Here is a 20,462-nt window from a genome sequence, read left to right on the forward strand (position 1 = left end):
GAACACTCACAAAACAAATACTAGGAAGTCTCCTGCAACGAAGACTTCCTAGCATTCTATACTTATTATGACTAATGCAGCAAAGTTTTATACGTACTTTGCATCCTTTGTTTCATATTCCAATACCGATAGGATCGTTGTAGCTCCCGTAGTTGTTCTGTCAAGGCTACTCCTTCTAATAAAGAACGAACTAAATCAGCAGACTTCATATATAACTCATCGATCTTTACAGCCTGCACATAATTAATACTTCCTTCATTGCGAATAATTACATCCACCAAACTGACATACTCTTCTACAATTCCATCATTAAACTTAGCACTCTCCAATTGATTTTGATTGATGGCCATATTCATACAGGTACAAAGCATGCACATATACTCCACCGCACCTGCTAACTTTTTCGGTGTTAAAGCCGTTTGCAGTTGTTCTTTGGCTACTGTCAACGACGTACTAAAAAGGATCTTATAAAAACCTGTTTTGTCTAATGTATAATCGTATTCATTCATAGGTATCCCCCTTACTGGTGTTTCTATTAATTCTATACGTTCTTATAGACCATCTTTCATATTCGCCCGGCCTAGGGCTCCTCCTTTCTCTTACTATTTCATTTCGCAAAAATATGGGCGTTCTTTACAAAGTATAACAAAAGTTGATATTTTGCTATTGATTATCATCCTGATTTGTATTTATAATATATATTTTTTCACTATTCGTCAATTATTTCCCACTATAAAAGTCATATAAAATACTCATAATGCTTTATATATCAGCACTTTTAATCATATATAGTAACATTATGTACTGACGCTATATATTTACATTAAAAACTACTGTCCAATATACAGCTAGAAATATCTCCAACTTTCTAGTAATATATATCAAAAATAAAAAAGCAGATACTGTTTACACAGTATCTGCTAATCCTTGGTGCCGGAGGTGGGACTTGAACCCACACGGTGTTACCCGCTTGATTTTGAGTCAAGTGCGTCTGCCATTCCGCCACTCCGGCTCGTCAATGATATTAGTATACACAGGAGCAGAAAAATTGTCAATCTTTTTCTACCCCTCTATTATACTTAAAACGCAAATTATTCTTGCATTTATATTTCTTATAGTATCCCTCAAGATTTACCTTGTCCATAAGTCTCACAAGAATCTACAAAAGCTCTAGCCGCTGCCTCACTACCTGAAAAATTTATATGCAAATAAGAGGCTAAAATATTTTTATAGGAGTATCCCCCTTGATAGGCCTTAGGCTTACGCCCTCCTACTAACTCAAAGGCCCAAGGAAATGGACTTTGTGTAGGTGTCATAGTAGAAAAATGAAACTCATGTCCCTGTAAAGTATCTTTCACAGACCCTAAAATACTTGGCTCCAACATAGTAGCACTTACATAACCTACACGTTGTAAGCTTTGCTGCATTTCACAGGTAGCTGGTACAATCCCCACCATAGGATACGTATTTCCTTCGAAATCAGTCACTGCTTCTGTCATATACATGAGACCTCCGCATTCCGCATAGATTGGCATACCTTTTTCACTGGCCTTACGTATACTATCTTTCATAGATTCATTATTCCCTAATTGAGATAAAAACATCTCTGGAAAACCACCACCAAAAAAGATCCCATCTACATCTGGCAAGGATTCATCTTGTAAAGGACTAAAATAATGCAACTCCGCCCCTTCTGCTTCTAACGCTGCTAGGCTAGCTGGATAGTAGAAGGAGAATGCTTCATCCAAGGCGATGCCAATGCGCGCGCGTTTTTCTATAGCCTCTACTACCTCCTCAGTTTCCACAGACAAGTCCGCCGCACTTTGAGCTAACTCTACTAAGGCTTCTAAATTCACCATGACTTTCACAGCTTCACGAATGGTAGCAATAGCCTCTGTAGGATCAACTTCTGTCACTGGTGTCAATCCTAAATGACGTTCTGGTGATTGCATGCGCTCATCACGACGAATGGCACCTAGTACAGGAACCCCTAATTTCTTCATCGCCGTCCGTATCATATGTTCATGATTATCCGATCCTAATCGGTTTAAGATAACCCCACCAAATTGTACCTCTGGGTCATAATCACGAAAGCCTTTAGCAATGGCTGCCGCACTTTCTCCCATAGCCTTACAATCGATAACTAACACCACCGGAGCTTTTAAATCCTTGGCAACTTGCGCAGTGGAACTAACGCCTTCACGTCCCCCATCATAAAGACCCATCACACCTTCTATAATAGAAATATCAGCAGTCTCCGCTTGCCCCACAAAAAAGGGAATCAACTTATGTGGTGGCACAAGCCAAGTATCTAAATTATAGCATTCTCGTTGACTAGCAATTTTATGAAAACCCGGATCAATATAATCTGGGCCTACTTTAAATGCCTGTACCGCTTTGCCCTGTTCTGTCAAAGCCGCCAATAGCCCTGCTACAATGGTTGTTTTTCCAACACCAGAGTTGGTGCCTGCTATAACAATTCTTGGTCGTTGTACAGTGTTCATAAAATACCTCTTAGCGATCTTTACGTTTCGCCAAAATTGTAGATAAATAGTTTAATTTTGTATCAGATGGCAAAGCATCTACATTACGATACACTTCTTCCTCTGGTAGTCCCACGCGAGAAATCATCACAGCCTCTTCTGCCATATCATGTTTGCGAAGTGTTTCTTGCACTTCAGAGAAGTTTCGATACACTTTCATAATGACTGCATCATCAGCTACGGCAAGTACAGCATCAATTTTTTCTTTTGGTGCTGTAGCTGGAATAATCGCTAATACTTCTTCTTTTTCTACAATTGGGTACCCCAAGTGGGATCCGATTGCACAAAATGCAGTAACACCTGGAATAGTTTCAATATCAAAACCAGCAGATTCTACTAAACGATATACATACATATATGTACTGTAGAACATTGGATCTCCCAATGTTAAGAATACAACTTTTTTACCTTCTTCTAGTAATCCAGTAATGATTCTACGTGCTTCTTCCCAACCTTTAGATTGTTCATTATCATCCAATACCATTGGGAATACAACAGGTACGATTTCTGTATGTTCTTGAATATATGGTTCTGCAATATGTAAGGCTACAGAGCCATCTTTTTTTTCTGTTTTCGGTGTAATAATGACATCTGCTTCTCCAACAATGCGAGCAGCTTTTACAGTCATCAACTCAGAGTCCCCAGGACCTACACCAATACCATATAATTTACCTTTCATCAGGACACCTCTTTTATATATCAACATTGAACTAGTAAGAATCACTAACTCCAAACTACTATAATTAATTAGTATATCATGACTTGCTATGAATGTACACGACACCACCAAGTATTTCTCTTATTAAGTCGCACAACCACCGACATGCATGATTTATAATTTTATAATCGTCTTTGGTATAAACCTCGCATAGCATCTGCTAAGTGTTCTACATAGATGTCTTGAATTTCGGCATATTCACCAAGACCTTTTTCGTATTGTACCACTTCATAGCCTGCTTTTGTTAATTCAGAAAGTAAACTATCTTCTTCCTCTCCGAATAAATCATTCAATGCATGGTCACCACAGACTAATAATAAGGGATGTAAATGTACTTTCTTGGGTTCGTGACCTTCACGTTCCCATCGTTCTAAAATATCTTCAGGTGTTGGGAAATTTTCCAATGTAGCAATGGATGTATTACGTAAACCTTCATATTGTAATTTCAATTGTAGCGCTGCGTATGATGCATTCCCTACATTAAATCCACCATGACCTACTAAGAGTAAATCTTCTGTTACAGGAACCTGTAAGGCCTTAATAAAGCGATCAATCAAGATTTGGTAATCGTCTGGTACTTCCTCCTCTTGTCCCATGAAATACAAAAGAGGTCTGCCAAATACGATTTCTTGTACAGAGCCTTGTCCTTTGAAAGCCATAATATTTTTACGAAGCTTATCGAACTCTGCACCACCTACTAAATGTGTAGGCTGCACAATAATGCGCTCATAGCCTTCTTCTACAATCGCTTCCATAGCCTCAATTTCATTTTGGAATATAATATTTCTATCTTTCAAACGCTTAATAACAATACGTGATGTAAAGGCTAACCGTACTTCATGACTCGGATTTGCTTTACGAATGGCATCTACGACTGGGAAAATTTGATTTTCTCTTGCGCTGTCTACAGTAGAGCCAAAAGATGTAACTAATATAATCTCTTTCATATCTATACCTCATACTTAAATTAAGAACATACCTATCCTATAGTGTATAAGAAAAACAGAGTTCTGTAAAATAAATATAAGTCATTATAAAAGAGCTATACCCAGTTGCCTTCATAACAACTAAGTATAGCTCGTTTCTTATTTTACTTTACAGTAATCGCAATATCATCATTTTCTACTACTACATGAATTGTTTTACCTTCTCCTGCTTTACCTTCTAAGATAGCATCAGAAATTGGATCTTCTACTAACCGTTGGATAGCTCGTTTCAAAGGTCTTGCCCCCATAGCAAAGTCAGTTCCTTCTGCCACGATTTTATTCATAGCTTCATCAGATACTTCTAGTTCCATACCTTGTTCATGTAATCGTGTTGTCACAGATTGCAATAAAATACGTACAATACTTTGCAATTGTTCTGTTTCTAGAGCATGGAAAACAATCATTTCATCAATACGATTTAAAAACTCTGGACGGAAATGAGATTTTACAGCTTGGAGTACATCCTTTTTCATAGACTCTTTATCTTTTCCACTTTCTTCTTCTCCTTTAGCTGCTAAGAATCCCATAGCTGCCGCATCTTCTTTGAGATATTGCGCTCCTAAGTTACTTGTCATAATGATCACGGTATTTCTGAAATCGACTGTGCGACCTTGGTTATCCGTTAATCGTCCATCATCCAAGACTTGTAATAAGATATTAAAGAAGTCTGGATGCGCTTTTTCCACTTCATCAAAGAGAACCACACTATATGGGCGACGACGAACAGCCTCAGTTAATTGACCTCCTTCATCATATCCTACATAGCCTGGAGGCGCTCCCACTAAACGGCTCACCGCATGTTTTTCCATATACTCTGACATGTCGATACGAATCATAGCATTTTCATCGCCAAATAAATTGGATGCTAAGGATCTAGCTAATTCTGTTTTACCAACCCCAGTAGGACCTAAGAATAGGAAAGAACCAATTGGACGTTTTGGATCTTTTAATCCCGCTCTAGCACGGCGGACAGCTTTTGATACAGCTACTACAGCTTCATCTTGACCGATGACACGTTGATGTAATTCTTCTTCCAAGCGCAATAAGCGTTCCGATTCTTCTTCTGCCACTCTTGATACAGGGATACCACTCCATTCAGAAACAACAGCGGCTATTTCAGACTCTGTCACTACTAGCTTAGATTCGCTGTCTTTTTTGCTATCTTCTTGTTTTGATGCAATGTCAGATTCTAATTCTTTTTCTTTATCACGAAGTGTAGCTGCTCGTTCAAAGTCTTGGGCTGTCACAGCTGCCTCTTTTTCTTTTTGTACTTGCACTAACTCATCTTCTAATGCTTTCACATCTGGAGTTGCCGTAAACACAGCCATACGCACTTTCGATGCCGCTTCATCCATAACATCGATTGCTTTATCTGGCAAGAATCGATCTGCAATATAACGACTTGATAAATGTACAGCTGCTGCCAAGGCTTCATCTGTAATTTGTACCTTATGGAATGCTTCGTAGCGATCACGTAAGCCCTTCAAAATAGATAACGCATCTTCTTCACTTGGTTCCCCCACTTGTACTGGTTGGAAACGACGTTCTAAAGCAGCATCTTTTTCAATATGCTTTTTATATTCGTCTAATGTAGTAGCTCCAATCACTTGGAAATTACCACGTGCTAAGGCTGGCTTCAAGATATTCGCTGCATCCATAGCTCCTTCTGTAGCACCTGCTCCAATCAAAGTGTGAATTTCATCAATAAATACAATCATGTCAACATGATCCTGCACTTCATCCATCACTTTTTTCAAACGTTCTTCAAATTCTCCGCGATATTTAGCTCCTGCTAACATGGAACTCAAGCTCACAGAAATAATGCGCTTATCTCGTAATACATCCGGCACATCACCACTGACAATGCGTTGTGCTAACCCCTCTGCAATGGCTGTTTTACCTACCCCAGGTTCTCCGATAAGAACTGGATTATTTTTCGTGCGGCGGCTTAAAATCTGAATCACCCGTTGAATTTCTGTATCACGACCAATGACAGGATCAATTTTACCTTGTTTTGCACTTTCATTAAGATCTATAGCATAGTCAGAAATTTCACCTAAATCACTAGCTGTACCTTGTGTTGGATTAGAACTTGGTTCTTCTCCCCCTACAATAGCATTTACTTTTTCTACTATATCTTCTGGACGAATTCCTTTTGCTGCCAATAATTGCATGGCTACCCCACCACCATCGTACAATAGACCTAATAAAATGTGCTCTGTACCGATGTAGTTATGTCCACGACCATTGGCGGCTTGTTGCGCTAAATCCAATACATGTTTCGTACGCGGTGTCATTTGTAATTGACCTCCACTATGCGTACCTTTACCAACTGCACGAATCACTTCTTGTTCCAATGCCTTTCCTTCTACTCCTAAGGCTAGCAACGCACGTGCAGACACTGATTTTTCTTCTTCCACAAGGCCTAACAACAAATGCTCTGTTCCTACATAATTATGTTTATATTCAACTGCTTTTTCTTGGGCAATTGCTAACGCACGTTTTGCCCCTTCTGTATATCTTTCTATCATTTTCTTCCTCCTTTTGAACCTCGTAATAAGGTATCTTGTATTACTTGTGCCCTTTGACTATCACGCTCCTGCGAGCCCATCGACTCTTTCCCCACTAATTTGGCCAGGAAATTTGGTCTTGTAATGACTAGCATTTCATGAAAGTTCATGGTCACATCTATTAATTTCATATCTATACCTAACTGCACATCACTCAATAAGGCCAAAGCTTCTTCTCCTGAAATACGGCGTGCATGGGTCAAAATTCCATAGGACCTCCACACCTTATCTTCTATGCCTTCTTTATCTGTAGTCCATAATTCAGACCGTGCTTTTTCTTCCTCTTTCACAACACCTTGTACAATCTGTGAAAGTTGGTCAATCGTTGCCTGTTCACTGATTCCCATCGTTTGCTGATTAGAGATTTGATATACATGGCCTAATCCCTCAGATCCTTCACCATAGAGACCTCGTACAGAATAGCCCATGCGGATAATACTACGAATAATACGCTGTAATTTGCCCGTCATTGATAACGCTGGAACATGAACCATCACAGATGCTCTCATCCCCGTTCCTACATTGGTAGGACAGGCAGTTAAGTATCCAAAGTCTTTTGAAAACGCATAATCGTATTTACTTTCTATCACATCATCAATAGCTACCGCTCGTTCATAGGCTTTTTCTAATTGTAATCCTAATTCCATGGACTGAATCCGCAAATGATCTTCTTCATTCACCATAATGGCAATACGAGAATCTTCAGAAATGATGACACTTCGTTCTTGACTCTGGGTCGCCAAATTAGGAGAAATTAAGTGCTTTTCTACTAGCACATCTCGTTCCATAGGGCTTAATGATGCCAAGTTAATTTTTGAAAAACTTTTACCATAGGCCATTTGTAAAGGGTTAATCATAGACCGCATATACCCATCAACCTTAGTTAAATCATTGAGATCTCCCCGATTTGTAAAGGATACTCCTTTAAAGTTTCTTGCTAGTCGAATGCGACTAGATAAAACAATGCGATGATCTAAGCCGGTTTCTTTCATCCAAGGCGACAACGCCTCATCTAAAATAGTGTGTAACATAGACCCTCCTTAATTTGATTCTTTAGACTGTTCTAACGACTTAATTTCATCACGAATTTGTGCAGCTCTTTCAAATTGCTCTTCCTTTACCGCCTGAATTAGCTCATTTCGTAATTGCTTAATAGTTTGCTCTACTTTCAAATCTGCCGCTCCTCGTTGAGGAATGCGACCTTCATAAGAAATAGATCCTTGAATACGCTTAATTAAGGGAACTAAGTGTGCTCGAAACGCTTCGTAGCATCTATCACAACCTAATCGACCTTGATGATTAAACGCCGATATAGTCATGCCACATTGTGGGCAAGTAATCTGTTTGCTATTCCCCAATGCACTTTGAGGATACATAACATTGGCAAAAAATTGATTATTAAAAAAGCTATCATCAAACATAGAGGAAAACATGGTTCCACCTCCCTGCTCTTTTTGATTCGCACATTGTTGGCAATAATGATGCTCCTCTTTTGCTCCATTCACAATAGATGTCATATGAATGTTTGCATTTTCTTTACCACAAGAATCACATTTCATAGTCTACACCTCCTCATTTATGATGTTCATAATGGCTTGATAAAAACGCTCCGCTGCTTCTTTTCTACGTTCCACTGGTACATCTTGTAAAATTCTAACAAATGCTTCATGCAACATCGCTGCTTCACGTTTTGTAATACGCGCTTCTTTCATATGTTGAAATAATACTTGGTCAATGTGACCAATTGTAATTGCAGGTTCATCTTCATTACGTTGTGGAGATTGTTCTAAAGGAATCAAGACTTGTTTTCTCACTGGTTCCATAACTCTAGTAATTGTGATAGATCCACCTAGTCCACGTCTAGACTGAACAAGGAACCCTCGATCATTAGAAAAACGTGTACTCAACACATAACTAATTTGTGATGGTGCACAATCCAAAGCCTCCGCTAGTTCGTTTCTCCTAAGCGTAATACCTTCCTGCTCCTCTAACAATTTCGTCAATATAAATTGTTCAATTTTATCTGCTAAAATACTCATAGTATATCCTCATTTCTTTAATTCATGATGTACCATCATCACAACTAGACTTTTTTAAAGAATTAAGTTCCTTCTTATGATGAATGAGACAACCACTTTTTGACTTTTTGTTCTTTTCTATGGTTAAAGTATATCTGACTTTTTGACCTTTGTCAAATACTTTTTTGACTTTTTGACTTTTTTATTTAAAAAAATTGTAGGCTCCTATTCGTATACGAGTAACGCCCCACATCGATGGCACAATAAAAATAAGTAGCCCCTCTATTAGAAAGGCTACCTATTGTATATTCTAGCAAACAACATCACTCTTACAAATATCATTATTTTGTTTAGTTATATGTGTTATATGTGTTGTGTGTTAGGTTTTGTATTATGTGTGTTTGTTATGTTTGTGTGTGTTTTTTTATGTGTAATAGGTTTGATATGAAGTTCTCACTTCACTGTAAGAGCGAGTGTAGCAATTATTGACGGCTGCCTAATTTGGAGTCCAAGAATAATTGTGCAGAACGGCTATCTTGTGCAAATGTGAATTGATCTACTAGGTCAGTTGCATTCGCTTCTTCTTCTACTTGTTCTTCTACGAACCAGTTCAAGAAAGATACTGTAGCATAATCTTTTTCTTCTAATGCTAATGCATACAAGTTGTGGATTTTGCCAGTAATCATTTGTTCATGAGCTAATACAGCTTTTGCTACTTCTAAAGGATTAGTCAATGTAGATGCTGTGTTTTTTACATCACCTAGTGTTACTTTTTCGTTGTTGCTTTGTAAGTAATCAATGAATTTGAAAGCGTGAGTTACTTCTTCTTGGTATTGTGCACGTAACCATGCGGAGAAACCTTTGAAGTTAGCATCAGCCATAGCTAAGGAAAGAGCTAAATATGTGGATGCTGCATTAAATTCGAAAATTACTTGTTCGTTAAGAGCTTGTGCTACTTTTTGATTCATATTTTTATACCTCATATACTATTTATAAATTGACAATACACTGATGTGTTCCCACATCGTGTTTTCATTATAACAGATAAATCGAAATAAATCAATCTCCTTTTCCTATTTTTTTCGATTTTTTATCATTTATCCTGTATTTTGATAATAGTTGTGAGTTACACAGACTGAAATGCTCAATCATTCATGCATAGCTGACTAAAAGAGAGTATACTATTCATGCAAGAACTTTCATTTTATTATATATAGCATTATACACATTGGAGGTGAAATGTATGATTAAGCTAATCAGTCGTGCTTTTACTAGAGCTAAACAAAACTTAAGCTCTCATAAAGTAAAAGTCTATATCGTCTCTGGTTTTTTAGGTGCTGGGAAAACAACCTTTATTCAGCAACTCATACAAGAATTACCAGATCCAACAAGAGTTTTAATCTTAGAAAACGATTTTGGTCAAGTCAATTTAGATGGAGCTATCCTCCGGGAAAAAGGCTATACTGTTCGCGAGCTCACATCTGGATGCATTTGTTGTAGCTTAGCCGGCGATTTTCGTAGAGCTTTAGTAGATATTTTAGACACCCAAGATGTGGATTATATTATTATTGAACCATCAGGAGTCAGTCAACTATCTGATATTCTAGCTATTTGCAAAGATTCATCTATTGCAAAACGCATTGAGCTCACCGGTTGTGTGTCCATTGTGGACGCTATGCGGGCGCCTATGTATTATAAAAACTTTGGTGTCTTCTTTAAAGATCAAATTGCTTACTCTAGCCAAGTCTTTATTAGCCACCAAGAAGATGAAGATTTGCTACAAAACACCTTAGAAATTATTCGTCTTTTAAACCCGGCAGCTCCTATATACATATTGCCTTGGAATGAGATTACCCTTTCAAAATATATTTCAATGTATCCACGAGAACAAGCCGTGTCGGCTTTATCTCCTAACAAAAATATTGAAAACCATAAGGGTCATCATACAGCCCGGAATCACCCTGAGATTCCCCATCATGACCACATCGCTCATCATGCACAAGCCAAAGATACTTTCTTAACATGTACTGTAGAGTGTACCTTACCTCGCACCATCGATGAGTGGCAACACCATTTGAAAGCTCTCATCGAAACGAATACAACCGGCCATATATTACGCATAAAAGGTTGCATTCCTCTTTCTACAGGTGGACAAGCTTTGGTACAATACAATGGAACTGGTTTAGAGATTACTCCTACCACGTTACATGATTCATATTTAACCATCATTGGTCCATCTTTGAACAATGATGCGTTACAGTCTTTTATTAACGGAACAATATAGAACTTATGCAAACTATTCCCACCTATGTAGTGATGGGCTTTCTCGGTTCAGGAAAGACAAGTGCCATCACAGCTGGTATCGAAAGTCATAAAATTTCAAATGTTCTTCTCTTTCAATTTGAGCAGGGCTTACAAAGTCCTGCTCTTTCCAACGAAAGAGTGCATACTTTCTCCATCGACGATGATCCCAAGAACACTATCTCCACTTGTCAACAAGTATTACAAGACCATCAGTATCGTGAACTTTGGATCGAATGGAATGGAATGGGGTCCCTAGAACAGTTTGAAACACTTTTTCTCCGCTCTCCCTTAGGAGATATGCTAACTATTAAACATATCTATTATGTGACCCATCCAGAATGGGTGGAGTCACAATTACCGTATTTAGGGGAAATTCCCCTTTCACAAATTCGCTATAGCGATACGGTCATACTGGACAACACTACGCAAGAAAAGGCTAAAGAGTATACTGATTTAGCTCCTAATAGCACTTGGATTGCCTGCCAAGATGTGAAGCAATGGCCTATCACAAAACCTATACAAATGTCTAAACCTGGATGGAAACAATATGCAATCATTCCTATCCTATTAGCCTTGGGATATATGTTTTATGCACAGCCTAATTGGGTAACCATGACCACGGCCATCTTATTACAGATGATACCATTCTTGCTCTTAGGGACTGGTATTTCCGTCATCGTAGAACAATATGCCTCTCCCTATCGCATCGAAAAATATTTACATCGGTCTCCTATATTTGCCTATATACTAGCTATTATCATGGCTTGTACTATGCCACTCTGTGATTGCGCGGTAATCCCTATCTTACGCAGTCTAACACGGCAAGGTATGGAACCGAAAGTTAGTCTATTCTTTACGATGATTAGTCCTTTGCTAAATCCCATTGTACTACTCTCCACGTATTATGCGTTCCCAAAAGAACCTATGATACTCTGGGGACGACCTTTACTAGGAATTTTGCTAGCTTTTATTGTAAGCCAATATTGTGGCTCTCGTATCTACGGTCGTACCGATGCATTCCCTCCATGGAAACAATTAACTCTAGTAAAATCACTGTCAAAAGATATAGGATTTTTCGGAAGATTACAAGAAGAAACCTTACGCCTATTGCCCTTTATCATAATTGGGTCTATACTAAGTAGTGGGTTACAATTATTTTTACCTAAACAATGGTTGCAAGATATATCCTTATCTGGCTCCATTTTAGTCATCTTCGGCATGATGGCACTCGCCTTTTGTGTATCCATCTGCTCTACTGCAGATGCCATTATCGCCCGGTCCTTTATGAACGTCATTCCTTTACCAGGAATCTTGGCATTCTTACTGTTTGGACCTTTATTAGACATTAAAAACTACGTCTTATTACGAAATCTGTTCCCTAATTCCTTTGTGAAAGTATATAGTATTTCCATTATTCTGGGAACAACGATTATATGTATACTATTTTCGATCATAGGAGGTTATGCACTATGAAACACATTCCTACAATTAACATCCACGCAGCGGTAGAAATCGTAGCCTCTGCTAGCTGCAGCCTGTCCTTGTTATATTTATTAACAACAGGCTCCATCTATCGCTTAATTGCCCCTAATTCCTATATCATCGCTTTACTATGGGCCTTGACATTATTACTATTATGGAGCACGATTAAAGCGAGCAAAAACATATTCCGTAAATCCTATGGCTCTTCTTATCGAAATGCTATCCTATACGGATTATGTACATTACTATTAAGTCCATCCATCTTCCATGCCCAAGCCTTTGCATTACCAGCTGAAGAACCGGTAGACCAAGTTATTTCCATTACCAAAGAACCAGTTCCAACAAACGATTATAAAAACATTGGTGATGGTATCGATGATACGCATCGACACATTACATTAACATCTAGAAATTATTACGATACTATTTTAAAAGTATCTAATCACATTGAAAAGTATAAAGGATATACCGTATCTGCTACAGGCTATATTTCTTATCATGACAAAGCATTACAAGGTAACGATTTTGTATTAGCTCGTGATCTAATGATTTGTTGTGTAGCAGATATGTCACCATTCGGATTACCTACTGAGTACTCCTCTACTACGCCATTATTAGAGCATACTTGGTATACAATGGAAGGAACTATCGGCACTCGTAACTTCCACGGTGTAGAACAGCCTTACATCGTAAACAGCAAAATTACACAAGCCGATGCTATCGATGGATATATTTTCCCTAACTAATAGTAAACACATATCTTTAGCTATAAGAAAACCACGCATATCAGTAGTATCACTGATGTACGTGGTTTTTATTATAGTCTATTCGTGTTTATTACTATTTATGTTAAAATAAATAATATATATAATCTTATAAATCTTGCCTATACTAACTCAAAAGGAGTACTTTATGAAACGAATGACTAAGGCCTTACTCTCTTCCAGCTTTGCTCTATTTTTATTTTTCTGTATTCAAACACCAGTAAATGCAACTGATGTTTGGGTAAGCTACGACCGGTACGAAAACATGGATACCTATATTATGGATGATACCATTTCGTATGGTAAATCTAAAACTGGTCCTTGGATGTCTGTATCTGTAAAACGAGTACAAAATGGACGAGTAAAAGAAGTATTAACCTGGAACTTTGTCAAGTTTAAAACAGATATGTGGCGCTATTACACTAATACAATGAGAGGAAATAGTTCCGTAGTAAGCCCTGGTAACAAAATTTTCCTATACACAATCAACAACATTGGTTGGCCATATTATATTGATGGATACTACATCTATTAATACTACATCTATTAATTCTACACATTTTAAGTATTGCAAAAAGAAGACTTATTTTCTTTATTACAAGTATAAAAACAGAGGAATGTTGACACATGTTGATCAACATTCCTCTATTTTATTAAATATTGTCATATTTTAGTTTTTTGTAGCTTATTATCTATACATACAATAAGTTATATGACTTGTATTTATAAAATGGAATACCATAAACTACACAGAATGCTGCAAGAGCTACGGGTTTCGCTTCTGCTGGGTACTGCCAATCTTCATCATTTGATACATCTATAGTCCGATTTCCTCTTCTACCCCCTACTAAGCTAATCGTTTTATTATCATAATCATAGTCAAACACTAATCGAGAACCATCTTGTGTGCTCTCTGGTAGTCTCAAGCTAGGATCATATTCAGTACGAGTTGTAACAGATAAACGATAGTATGGTGGGTTATAGTTTTCAATAGCTATGGATCGTTTATTCAAGTAGAAAACCGATGTTCCTTGACGATAAATGCGTACATACTCAGGGTCATAAGCCACACTAGCTTCTACTGGAGTTAGTGATAGTGCACCTAACCATACCACCATGGTGAAAAGTAATAGTTTACATAACGATTTCATAAAATACCTTCTCTTTTCTACACCTAGGATAATTGCGCTAACCCTATAATGCCTAGTAAATATATATTCATTTTATCCTATGCACATATAATAGAACAATATGTCAAGCTTGTTTTAACTTCCAATTTTATTCTTTGACCCTATCAAGGCATAGGATCTAAGGTAATTTCCACAAGACCTGCTTGAATATTATATGCAATATATTCACCAGTTGGTAGTACCTTCTTAGCCACCTCTCCACGATTCGGAATATTATACACTCTCATAAATTCAGCTTTACCGTCATCATAACTCAATCCAGATGTATCAAATTGGAGCGGACTCCCCTTAAACATAGTCACAGATGTAACAGTACCTCCACCAAGTCTAATCCACATTTTATAATTCGAGTATTGCCAAATATCATTATAATGGGTTTCATAGGTACTCATTTTTGTTGGATTACCAAATGTTTGTAATACTTCATCCTTTGTAGAGCCGATATGTATTCCTTTAACACTTTCAGAGTATGGTCCTGGTATTTGTTTAAACAGAGCCTGACCATTATACACAATTCGATCCATACTATTCCCTAAAATAGTAAATCCCACAGGTAATGCACGATTTCCTGCCGCTTCATGTATAATTAACTCCCCACTACCAAACTTGCTATAACCTGCTAATTTCGTAACATCTAATACTTGGGCCCCATTAATGTATCCATTTTGGATGTTGAAAACAACTTGACCATCTAGAGTCTTCCATTCTCCAGACATTCTGTTCACTAAATTTTGCTCATACTCGCTGTAATCGTATGCATGTACCCCCGTGAACAGCAAGGAACTTACCGCTAGGCAACCGACTAAACATTTTTTTAGCATCGCACTTCCCCCTTATGAAATACAAATGATATATTATCTTTATTATACCGTACCTATTTATAGGTGGTCAATTGAATACGGCCCTAACAATTTTTATTAAAAACTATACATTGTATAAACTCTTGTACTCCCACGCCATAAAATATTTGAATACATGATGCATAGAATAGGTTGGACATATACTATTCGAGATAATTTATGGTACTATTAATTCATTTTACAAACAAAAGCCATACTCAATCTGATAATTCAGATGAGGTATGGCTTTTTAATATATCCACTAGAATTTATATTCGACAGCTATCTTAGTATAATCACCTAAGTCAAATTTTTCTCCTCCGTATAAAGTATCTCTACTATGAATACCTTTTGCATTAAATGTATAAGATGCATATACATTAACATTCTGCACTGGTGTATATCTACCTCCTACAGTAAAGCTTTGTACACCATCTAAATAACGATCTGGCAATGAATTAGTTCCATTACCACCGATAAATGATCCATGCTCAAAGTATTTATAGTCTGCATATGCATTCCAGGAACCAACATGTTTCTGTTCTGGATGCCCCACATCTAACCGAATCGTCCAGAATTTAGGATATGAACCAATGCGTCTACCTTTAGAAGTAATAACACTATTATCATAGGTGTATTGATTTTCACCATTTAAATATTTACCAAAAGATGTTCTATTTTGCCCTATATCTCCTGACACAGTTAACGTATCAGATGGCTTCCATACTAGTCCTACTCCGATCACATTAGCTATCTGATTATATTGATATACATCATTTCCAGAAGTATTCGCATACTGCAATGTATGAATCGAATCCTGTATTGATCGCATATACCAAGCTTGTACACCCCAGTGATTATTTATTTGATGTTTGAGTTGTGTAAAGAACGCTTTATTAACAGATGGAATCGTATCTTGAACAAGTACATTACCAACAATAGGAACACGGTACCCTTCTTGTTCCAATAAGTGTAAAGGAAGTGAACTATTATTCTCTGGTTTCCAAAGCTCACTCGCTAACAACAATAAGACCCGTTTAGCTAATGGGGAAATATTACTTTTCACGAATCCAGTCGCTCTAGACCCATTAGGTAGTTTCTTAGTCAATGTCATCCATGCTGTATCTTTATTCCAAAGCGATGTAATTGCTTTTGCTTTCGCTTCCTCTTGTGTCATACGAACAAACTTGAAAGCATCAAACTTAGATGAAATGATTCCACCGTACCGTCTACCACGATTCGTCGTTCCCAAATCCTCTAGCACATCATTTCCTAAATAGGTTCCATATCCATAAAAATCTGAATGTAATTTATAGGAACCATCCTTTAACAAACCAGAATTAGATACATACCTGGACCAATCCTCTTTATTTTCTCCTACTTGCATTGTTACATCCCAAGCTTTTGTAGCATCTTTTTCTAACAATGCTGTATCATTAGAAGCGCTCTTAGTATATACTTGTGGCAAGTCCGTAGTCATATATTCACCTACAACTTGACCAGCCGTATTAGTAACAGTCACTTTCCTCCATATGAAACTATTCATATAGTATTGACCACTTCGATCATGTAATTTTTCATACAATTTAGGGTCATCTTTTTCAATGACCTTCATATATGTATCTATAACTGCTTTTTCCTCTTCTGGAGATTGAGCTGCTTCTAGTTTATCCCGTAGCGTTTTAAAATTATTTACATGCACACTACCATCTGCATACTCTCCTGTTAAGCCCGCCTTATCAAATGAACCTTGTCCTAACCATTCATCTTTTGTTGGTGGTCTACTAAATGATGTTTTAACAGCATGTGTATAAGCAGAATCGGTAATACCCGTACTACGACGGAAATCTCCATATCCCATTCGTACTTCTGTCATCGGGCTTGACCATATGGCTCTCACACCATCATAGGAATCATTAAACCAGTATCCAGTCATGCCAAGGGCTTCATATAAACGACCAACCGACCATTTCCAGTCATTCTTATGATGATTGACTTCTAATCGTTTTACCGTTACTGATTGTATGCCTGCATGCGTTCCAGCATCAATTGACTGTTCTTTTCCCTTATATGATTTAGTCTCTACCGCAACATCTATCGAGGTATCTTTAGTCACAGTTCCTTTCACTCCTACCTGTACTGAGGAACTATAACCATGATTAGCCTTTTCTAAATAATTTTTATATGCATCTCCAATGGTACTTGTTGCTGTCACTCTAGCCTCTGTAGGTTTTTCTTTACCTGTAAAATTACTCCACGCACCATGATAGGACCCGTAAAATGTAAGAGGTTCTTGGATAGATTCTTGACGGATGAACCAATTCAACGGCGTATTAGAAGCTTTCTGTGATAACCTTGTAATTCCTTGGTAGCTACGTTCACTACTATCCGCCCCAAATTTCATGTGTAAACCTACTTTATACATTCGCTCTTGATAAGCTTGGGCATCATCACGATGATTAAAGATATTATCAACACCTATGTAGGCAAGGGAATCTTTTCCTATTTTCTTTTGGATCATAGCATTCCAAATAGCAAAACTTTTACTTTCGTAGGTTTGTTTCCCTTTTTCTGCAAAAGCGTATTGTGAATCGCCATTGCCCAAATCATTATGTACATAGTTACCATTATTAGCAATAGTATTACTATCTAACATATGAATATAGTAATCTCCCCAAAGAGATGCTTGCCAACCAGATTTTTTATTTTCATACTGCAATCCTATATCGATTTTATGTACAGGTTTATTTAATAACTGTGCCGGCATCGTTGGGTCACTGATATTACGAGCATGTAAATAGGTATAGCCAAGTCGTGTAGAAAGGTTAGTGTTGAGGGCATATTTTATTTCTCCTTCTACGCCTGTAATTTCAGCTTTCCCTATATTTTTAAAGCTATAAATCATATCTGGAGGCATCATCCACGTATTCTTACCTGCATCTGGATTAAAATTCATCAACTTCCCGGTAAAATAGGTTGTCATATAATTTTTTATATCATTATGGAACACCATCATACGACTGTGTAATCGTTTCGTATCATATTCAAAACCAAGGTCTACATTGATAGATTTTTCTGGTTTTAAATTAGGATTGCCAATCCAATAATAACCTAACTTACCAACACCAAAATCATATGGCATCCCTGCATACATTTCCCAGTTATAGTATAATTCCCCCATACCTGGTTCTGTATAAGCAGTTCCCACATTGGTTTTGATTCGATAGTTTCTATTTCCATGTACATAATGAGTTAGCCCTAAATTAAATGTCACTGTATTACCGAATAAATTACTATTGTCCCATCGAAGGATAGGTGTGAAGAAGGTATTCTTATTTAACTGCCAAAAATCTGAAATGGCAATGTTCATTTTTCTAATATTTGAAGTACCAATAGTCTGACGATTTCTACGACTTGTTCCCTCTTCTGTAAATGTTTTCCCATGCCATTTTAACGTTTTTGCATCATAGTATCGACGCATAATAATATCATCATCTGGCAAATCACCATCCTCATTAGGTGTTCGTAGACTTTCATTTTCAGCACGCAATTCTTCTGCAAATGTATGGATTCTATCTTCATCTTCTACATCATTGGTATAATCCTGATAGGTATAGCTAGGAATGACCGCCTTCCCTTGATGATTTTTATACCCATATAATTCATAAGCCTGATCATATTGTGGTATATCTGCTTCATCACGATACAATGCATAATCATAGACTTTGGAACTAGGCTCACCAACACCTTTATCACTATGAAGATTTTTATCAAAGTCCCATGGATTTATATATCTTGTATATATAGATTTCGCACTTTTCAACCGACTACCTGATCCGTTCTCTTCACTATAGCCCACTCGGTAGGATAAAAAATGATGGTTACCTGCTTGTTGATTTAAAGTAGCATTTAATTTCCATTCACGGTGCTTCACATCATCAATATAATGCAACGTATTTTTGCCTTCATAGGGAGAAAAGATAGCGGTGGATGAAATCGTTTTATCAAATTCTTTCTGATTATAAATAGATAAATCAACTTTCCAGTCTAGATTTTTTTGATTATTTCCTGCGTATGTAAGTTGATGTCTCCATCGTTCTATATTTCTTCCATAATGTACTACTGGATCAGGAGCATCATTGGAATGTTTAATATCCCTATTTGTATCTTCCTTCCAATGTGTAGACTGTACACTGAAATGATGATTTGCATTGGCATCATACTCAGCATGAAATCCTAGCTCTTTAATATCTCCATAGTATCGTAATGCATTATGCACACTTCCCGATTGATTCATGGCCCCTATAAATTCTTTTTGACTATAAATAGGCATAATATCCCGTTTACTACTATATAAAGAAACTCTACCTTTCCCTATATTTCCGGAATTAGCTCTAATAAATATATTCTTATAAGGTAACACACCATGATCGCCTCTTATTCTACGTCCTTCTACATTCAACTCCAGTTGACTATGTTTAGTCGGTTTTGCAGTTACAACGTTGATGACGCCCCCCATGGCATTCGCTCCATATTTAGCCGAAGAAGCACCTCTAATAACCTCAATACGATCAATGGACTCTGCACCTAAACGTTGCAATTCATCCCCTTGACCTAAATAGGCTTCCATCTCTCCCATCACTGGCTGACCATTAATAAGTATTAGCGTATGACGAGGCTCTGCTCCACGAATTGATAGAGCCACTCGACCCATAGCATCTACAGTTCGACTTACCCCAGTTTCAGTAAAAATAATATCTTCCACAGATTTAGCTTGCTTGTTAGCAATATCTGCTTTTGAAATCACTGTTGTTGATAAACTTTCATCTTTTAAACTTTCTATAATTGGATTTGCACTTACATATACAGAATCTGCTGTTGCACCTTGCACACTGCTTAATGAAAGTAAACACCAAGATGCTATAGCTCCTGATATCCATGCTCTCTTACTTCTATACATTTACAACACATCCTTTCATAAATTAGTAATGATTATCATATTTACTATATGCCTTTCAAATAGGTACTGTCAAGAAATAAATCATCCC

16 protein-coding genes and 1 tRNA gene are annotated in these 20,462 nt (G+C 37.3%); 4 read left to right on the plus strand and 13 right to left on the minus strand.

Annotated features, from left to right (window positions below):
- Positions 1–71 precede the first annotated feature (71 nt).
- From EO111_RS05145 to EO111_RS05190, 10 genes are all read right to left on the minus strand, one after another.
- On the minus strand, positions 72–509 hold the full coding sequence (locus tag EO111_RS05145) for a hypothetical protein (protein WP_009372147.1): 438 nt from the start codon (positions 507–509) through the stop codon (positions 72–74).
- 419 nt (positions 510–928) lie between these two features.
- Positions 929–1,012: transfer RNA gene (locus EO111_RS05150), tRNA-Leu, on the minus strand.
- Positions 1,013–1,124: 112 nt separating this feature from the next.
- The gene (locus tag EO111_RS05155; protein ID WP_009372152.1) at positions 1,125–2,504 is read right to left on the minus strand and encodes a cobyrinate a,c-diamide synthase; all 1,380 of its coding nucleotides are present in this window, start codon (positions 2,502–2,504) and stop codon (positions 1,125–1,127) included.
- 10 nt (positions 2,505–2,514) lie between these two features.
- Positions 2,515–3,222, minus strand: coding sequence for a precorrin-2 C(20)-methyltransferase (gene cobI / locus EO111_RS05160; RefSeq protein ID WP_126941334.1), 708 nt, complete (start codon positions 3,220–3,222; stop codon positions 2,515–2,517).
- Positions 3,223–3,383: 161 nt separating this feature from the next.
- Positions 3,384–4,208 carry a sirohydrochlorin cobaltochelatase gene (locus EO111_RS05165; protein WP_009372214.1) on the minus strand — a complete coding sequence of 275 codons (825 nt, stop codon included), beginning with the start codon at positions 4,206–4,208 and terminating at the stop codon, positions 3,384–3,386.
- A 143-nt stretch (positions 4,209–4,351) separates the two neighbouring features.
- Positions 4,352–6,778, minus strand: coding sequence for an ATP-dependent Clp protease ATP-binding subunit (locus EO111_RS05170; RefSeq protein ID WP_127010918.1), 2,427 nt, complete (start codon positions 6,776–6,778; stop codon positions 4,352–4,354).
- Positions 6,775–7,848, minus strand: a complete 1,074-nt coding sequence (locus EO111_RS05175) for a protein arginine kinase (RefSeq protein WP_127010919.1) — start codon at positions 7,846–7,848, stop codon at positions 6,775–6,777. The genes EO111_RS05170 and EO111_RS05175 overlap by 4 nt, the downstream gene beginning before the upstream one ends.
- Positions 7,849–7,857: 9 nt before the next feature.
- Positions 7,858–8,376, minus strand: a complete 519-nt coding sequence (locus tag EO111_RS05180) for a UvrB/UvrC motif-containing protein (RefSeq protein ID WP_009372205.1) — start codon at positions 8,374–8,376, stop codon at positions 7,858–7,860.
- A 3-nt stretch (positions 8,377–8,379) separates the two neighbouring features.
- On the minus strand, positions 8,380–8,856 hold the full coding sequence (locus EO111_RS05185; RefSeq protein ID WP_127010920.1) for a CtsR family transcriptional regulator: 477 nt from the start codon (positions 8,854–8,856) through the stop codon (positions 8,380–8,382).
- Positions 8,857–9,317: 461 nt separating this feature from the next.
- A complete protein-coding gene (locus tag EO111_RS05190) occupies positions 9,318–9,803 on the minus strand; it encodes a ferritin (protein ID WP_009372173.1) in 486 nt (161 codons plus the stop codon).
- A 275-nt stretch (positions 9,804–10,078) separates the two neighbouring features.
- On the opposite strand from EO111_RS05190, the gene EO111_RS05195 reads away from it, so the two are divergent.
- From EO111_RS05195 to EO111_RS05210, 4 genes are all read left to right on the plus strand, one after another.
- A complete protein-coding gene (locus EO111_RS05195) occupies positions 10,079–11,119 on the plus strand; it encodes a GTP-binding protein (RefSeq protein WP_127010921.1) in 1,041 nt (346 codons plus the stop codon).
- Between the two features lie 5 nt (positions 11,120–11,124).
- The gene (locus EO111_RS05200) at positions 11,125–12,612 is read left to right on the plus strand and encodes a permease (RefSeq protein WP_127010922.1); all 1,488 of its coding nucleotides are present in this window, start codon (positions 11,125–11,127) and stop codon (positions 12,610–12,612) included.
- Positions 12,609–13,367 (plus strand): TIGR03943 family protein, encoded by a 759-nt coding sequence (locus tag EO111_RS05205; RefSeq protein WP_164727608.1) that lies wholly within the window; start codon positions 12,609–12,611, stop codon positions 13,365–13,367. Before EO111_RS05200 ends, EO111_RS05205 begins: the two co-directional genes overlap by 4 nt.
- A gap of 166 nt (positions 13,368–13,533) precedes the next feature.
- Positions 13,534–13,920: a hypothetical protein gene (locus EO111_RS05210; protein ID WP_240642258.1), complete on the plus strand. Its 387-nt coding sequence runs from the start codon at positions 13,534–13,536 to the stop codon at positions 13,918–13,920.
- A gap of 157 nt (positions 13,921–14,077) precedes the next feature.
- On the opposite strand, the gene EO111_RS05215 is transcribed toward EO111_RS05210, so the two are convergent.
- The 3 genes from EO111_RS05215 to EO111_RS05225 form a co-directional block, all read right to left on the minus strand.
- Positions 14,078–14,536 (minus strand): hypothetical protein, encoded by a 459-nt coding sequence (locus EO111_RS05215; RefSeq protein WP_127010924.1) that lies wholly within the window; start codon positions 14,534–14,536, stop codon positions 14,078–14,080.
- 143 nt (positions 14,537–14,679) lie between these two features.
- Positions 14,680–15,396 carry a hypothetical protein gene (locus EO111_RS05220; RefSeq protein ID WP_127010925.1) on the minus strand — a complete coding sequence of 239 codons (717 nt, stop codon included), beginning with the start codon at positions 15,394–15,396 and terminating at the stop codon, positions 14,680–14,682.
- 280 nt (positions 15,397–15,676) lie between these two features.
- Complete coding sequence (locus tag EO111_RS05225) at positions 15,677–20,374, minus strand: TonB-dependent siderophore receptor (protein WP_127010926.1); 4,698 nt, start codon at positions 20,372–20,374, stop codon at positions 15,677–15,679.
- Positions 20,375–20,462: the final 88 nt, after the last annotated feature.

The sequence above is a fragment of the Veillonella sp. CHU594 genome, assembly GCF_003992265.1.
GTDB lineage: Bacteria > Bacillota > Negativicutes > Veillonellales > Veillonellaceae > F0422.

Excerpts from the sequence above, each read along its gene's own strand:
- EO111_RS05220 (WP_127010925.1), bottom strand. The coding sequence starts at position 15,396 with ATGCTAAAAAAATGTTTAGTCGGTTGCCTAGCGGTAAGTTCCTTGCTG.
- EO111_RS05165 (WP_009372214.1), bottom strand. The coding sequence starts at position 4,208 with ATGAAAGAGATTATATTAGTTACATCTTTTGGCTCTACTGTAGACAGC.
- EO111_RS05185 (WP_127010920.1), bottom strand. The coding sequence starts at position 8,856 with ATGAGTATTTTAGCAGATAAAATTGAACAATTTATATTGACGAAATTG.
- EO111_RS05155 (WP_009372152.1), bottom strand. The coding sequence starts at position 2,504 with ATGAACACTGTACAACGACCAAGAATTGTTATAGCAGGCACCAACTCT.
- EO111_RS05210 (WP_240642258.1), top strand. The coding sequence starts at position 13,534 with ATGAAACGAATGACTAAGGCCTTACTCTCTTCCAGCTTTGCTCTATTT.
- EO111_RS05200 (WP_127010922.1), top strand. The coding sequence starts at position 11,125 with ATGCAAACTATTCCCACCTATGTAGTGATGGGCTTTCTCGGTTCAGGA.
- cobI (WP_126941334.1), bottom strand. The coding sequence starts at position 3,222 with ATGAAAGGTAAATTATATGGTATTGGTGTAGGTCCTGGGGACTCTGAG.
- EO111_RS05215 (WP_127010924.1), bottom strand. The coding sequence starts at position 14,536 with ATGAAATCGTTATGTAAACTATTACTTTTCACCATGGTGGTATGGTTA.
- EO111_RS05145 (WP_009372147.1), bottom strand. The coding sequence starts at position 509 with ATGAATGAATACGATTATACATTAGACAAAACAGGTTTTTATAAGATC.
- EO111_RS05190 (WP_009372173.1), bottom strand. The coding sequence starts at position 9,803 with ATGAATCAAAAAGTAGCACAAGCTCTTAACGAACAAGTAATTTTCGAA.
- EO111_RS05225 (WP_127010926.1), bottom strand. The coding sequence starts at position 20,374 with ATGTATAGAAGTAAGAGAGCATGGATATCAGGAGCTATAGCATCTTGG.
- EO111_RS05205 (WP_164727608.1), top strand. The coding sequence starts at position 12,609 with ATGAAACACATTCCTACAATTAACATCCACGCAGCGGTAGAAATCGTA.
- EO111_RS05195 (WP_127010921.1), top strand. The coding sequence starts at position 10,079 with ATGATTAAGCTAATCAGTCGTGCTTTTACTAGAGCTAAACAAAACTTA.
- EO111_RS05175 (WP_127010919.1), bottom strand. The coding sequence starts at position 7,848 with ATGTTACACACTATTTTAGATGAGGCGTTGTCGCCTTGGATGAAAGAA.
- EO111_RS05180 (WP_009372205.1), bottom strand. The coding sequence starts at position 8,376 with ATGAAATGTGATTCTTGTGGTAAAGAAAATGCAAACATTCATATGACA.
- EO111_RS05170 (WP_127010918.1), bottom strand. The coding sequence starts at position 6,778 with ATGATAGAAAGATATACAGAAGGGGCAAAACGTGCGTTAGCAATTGCC.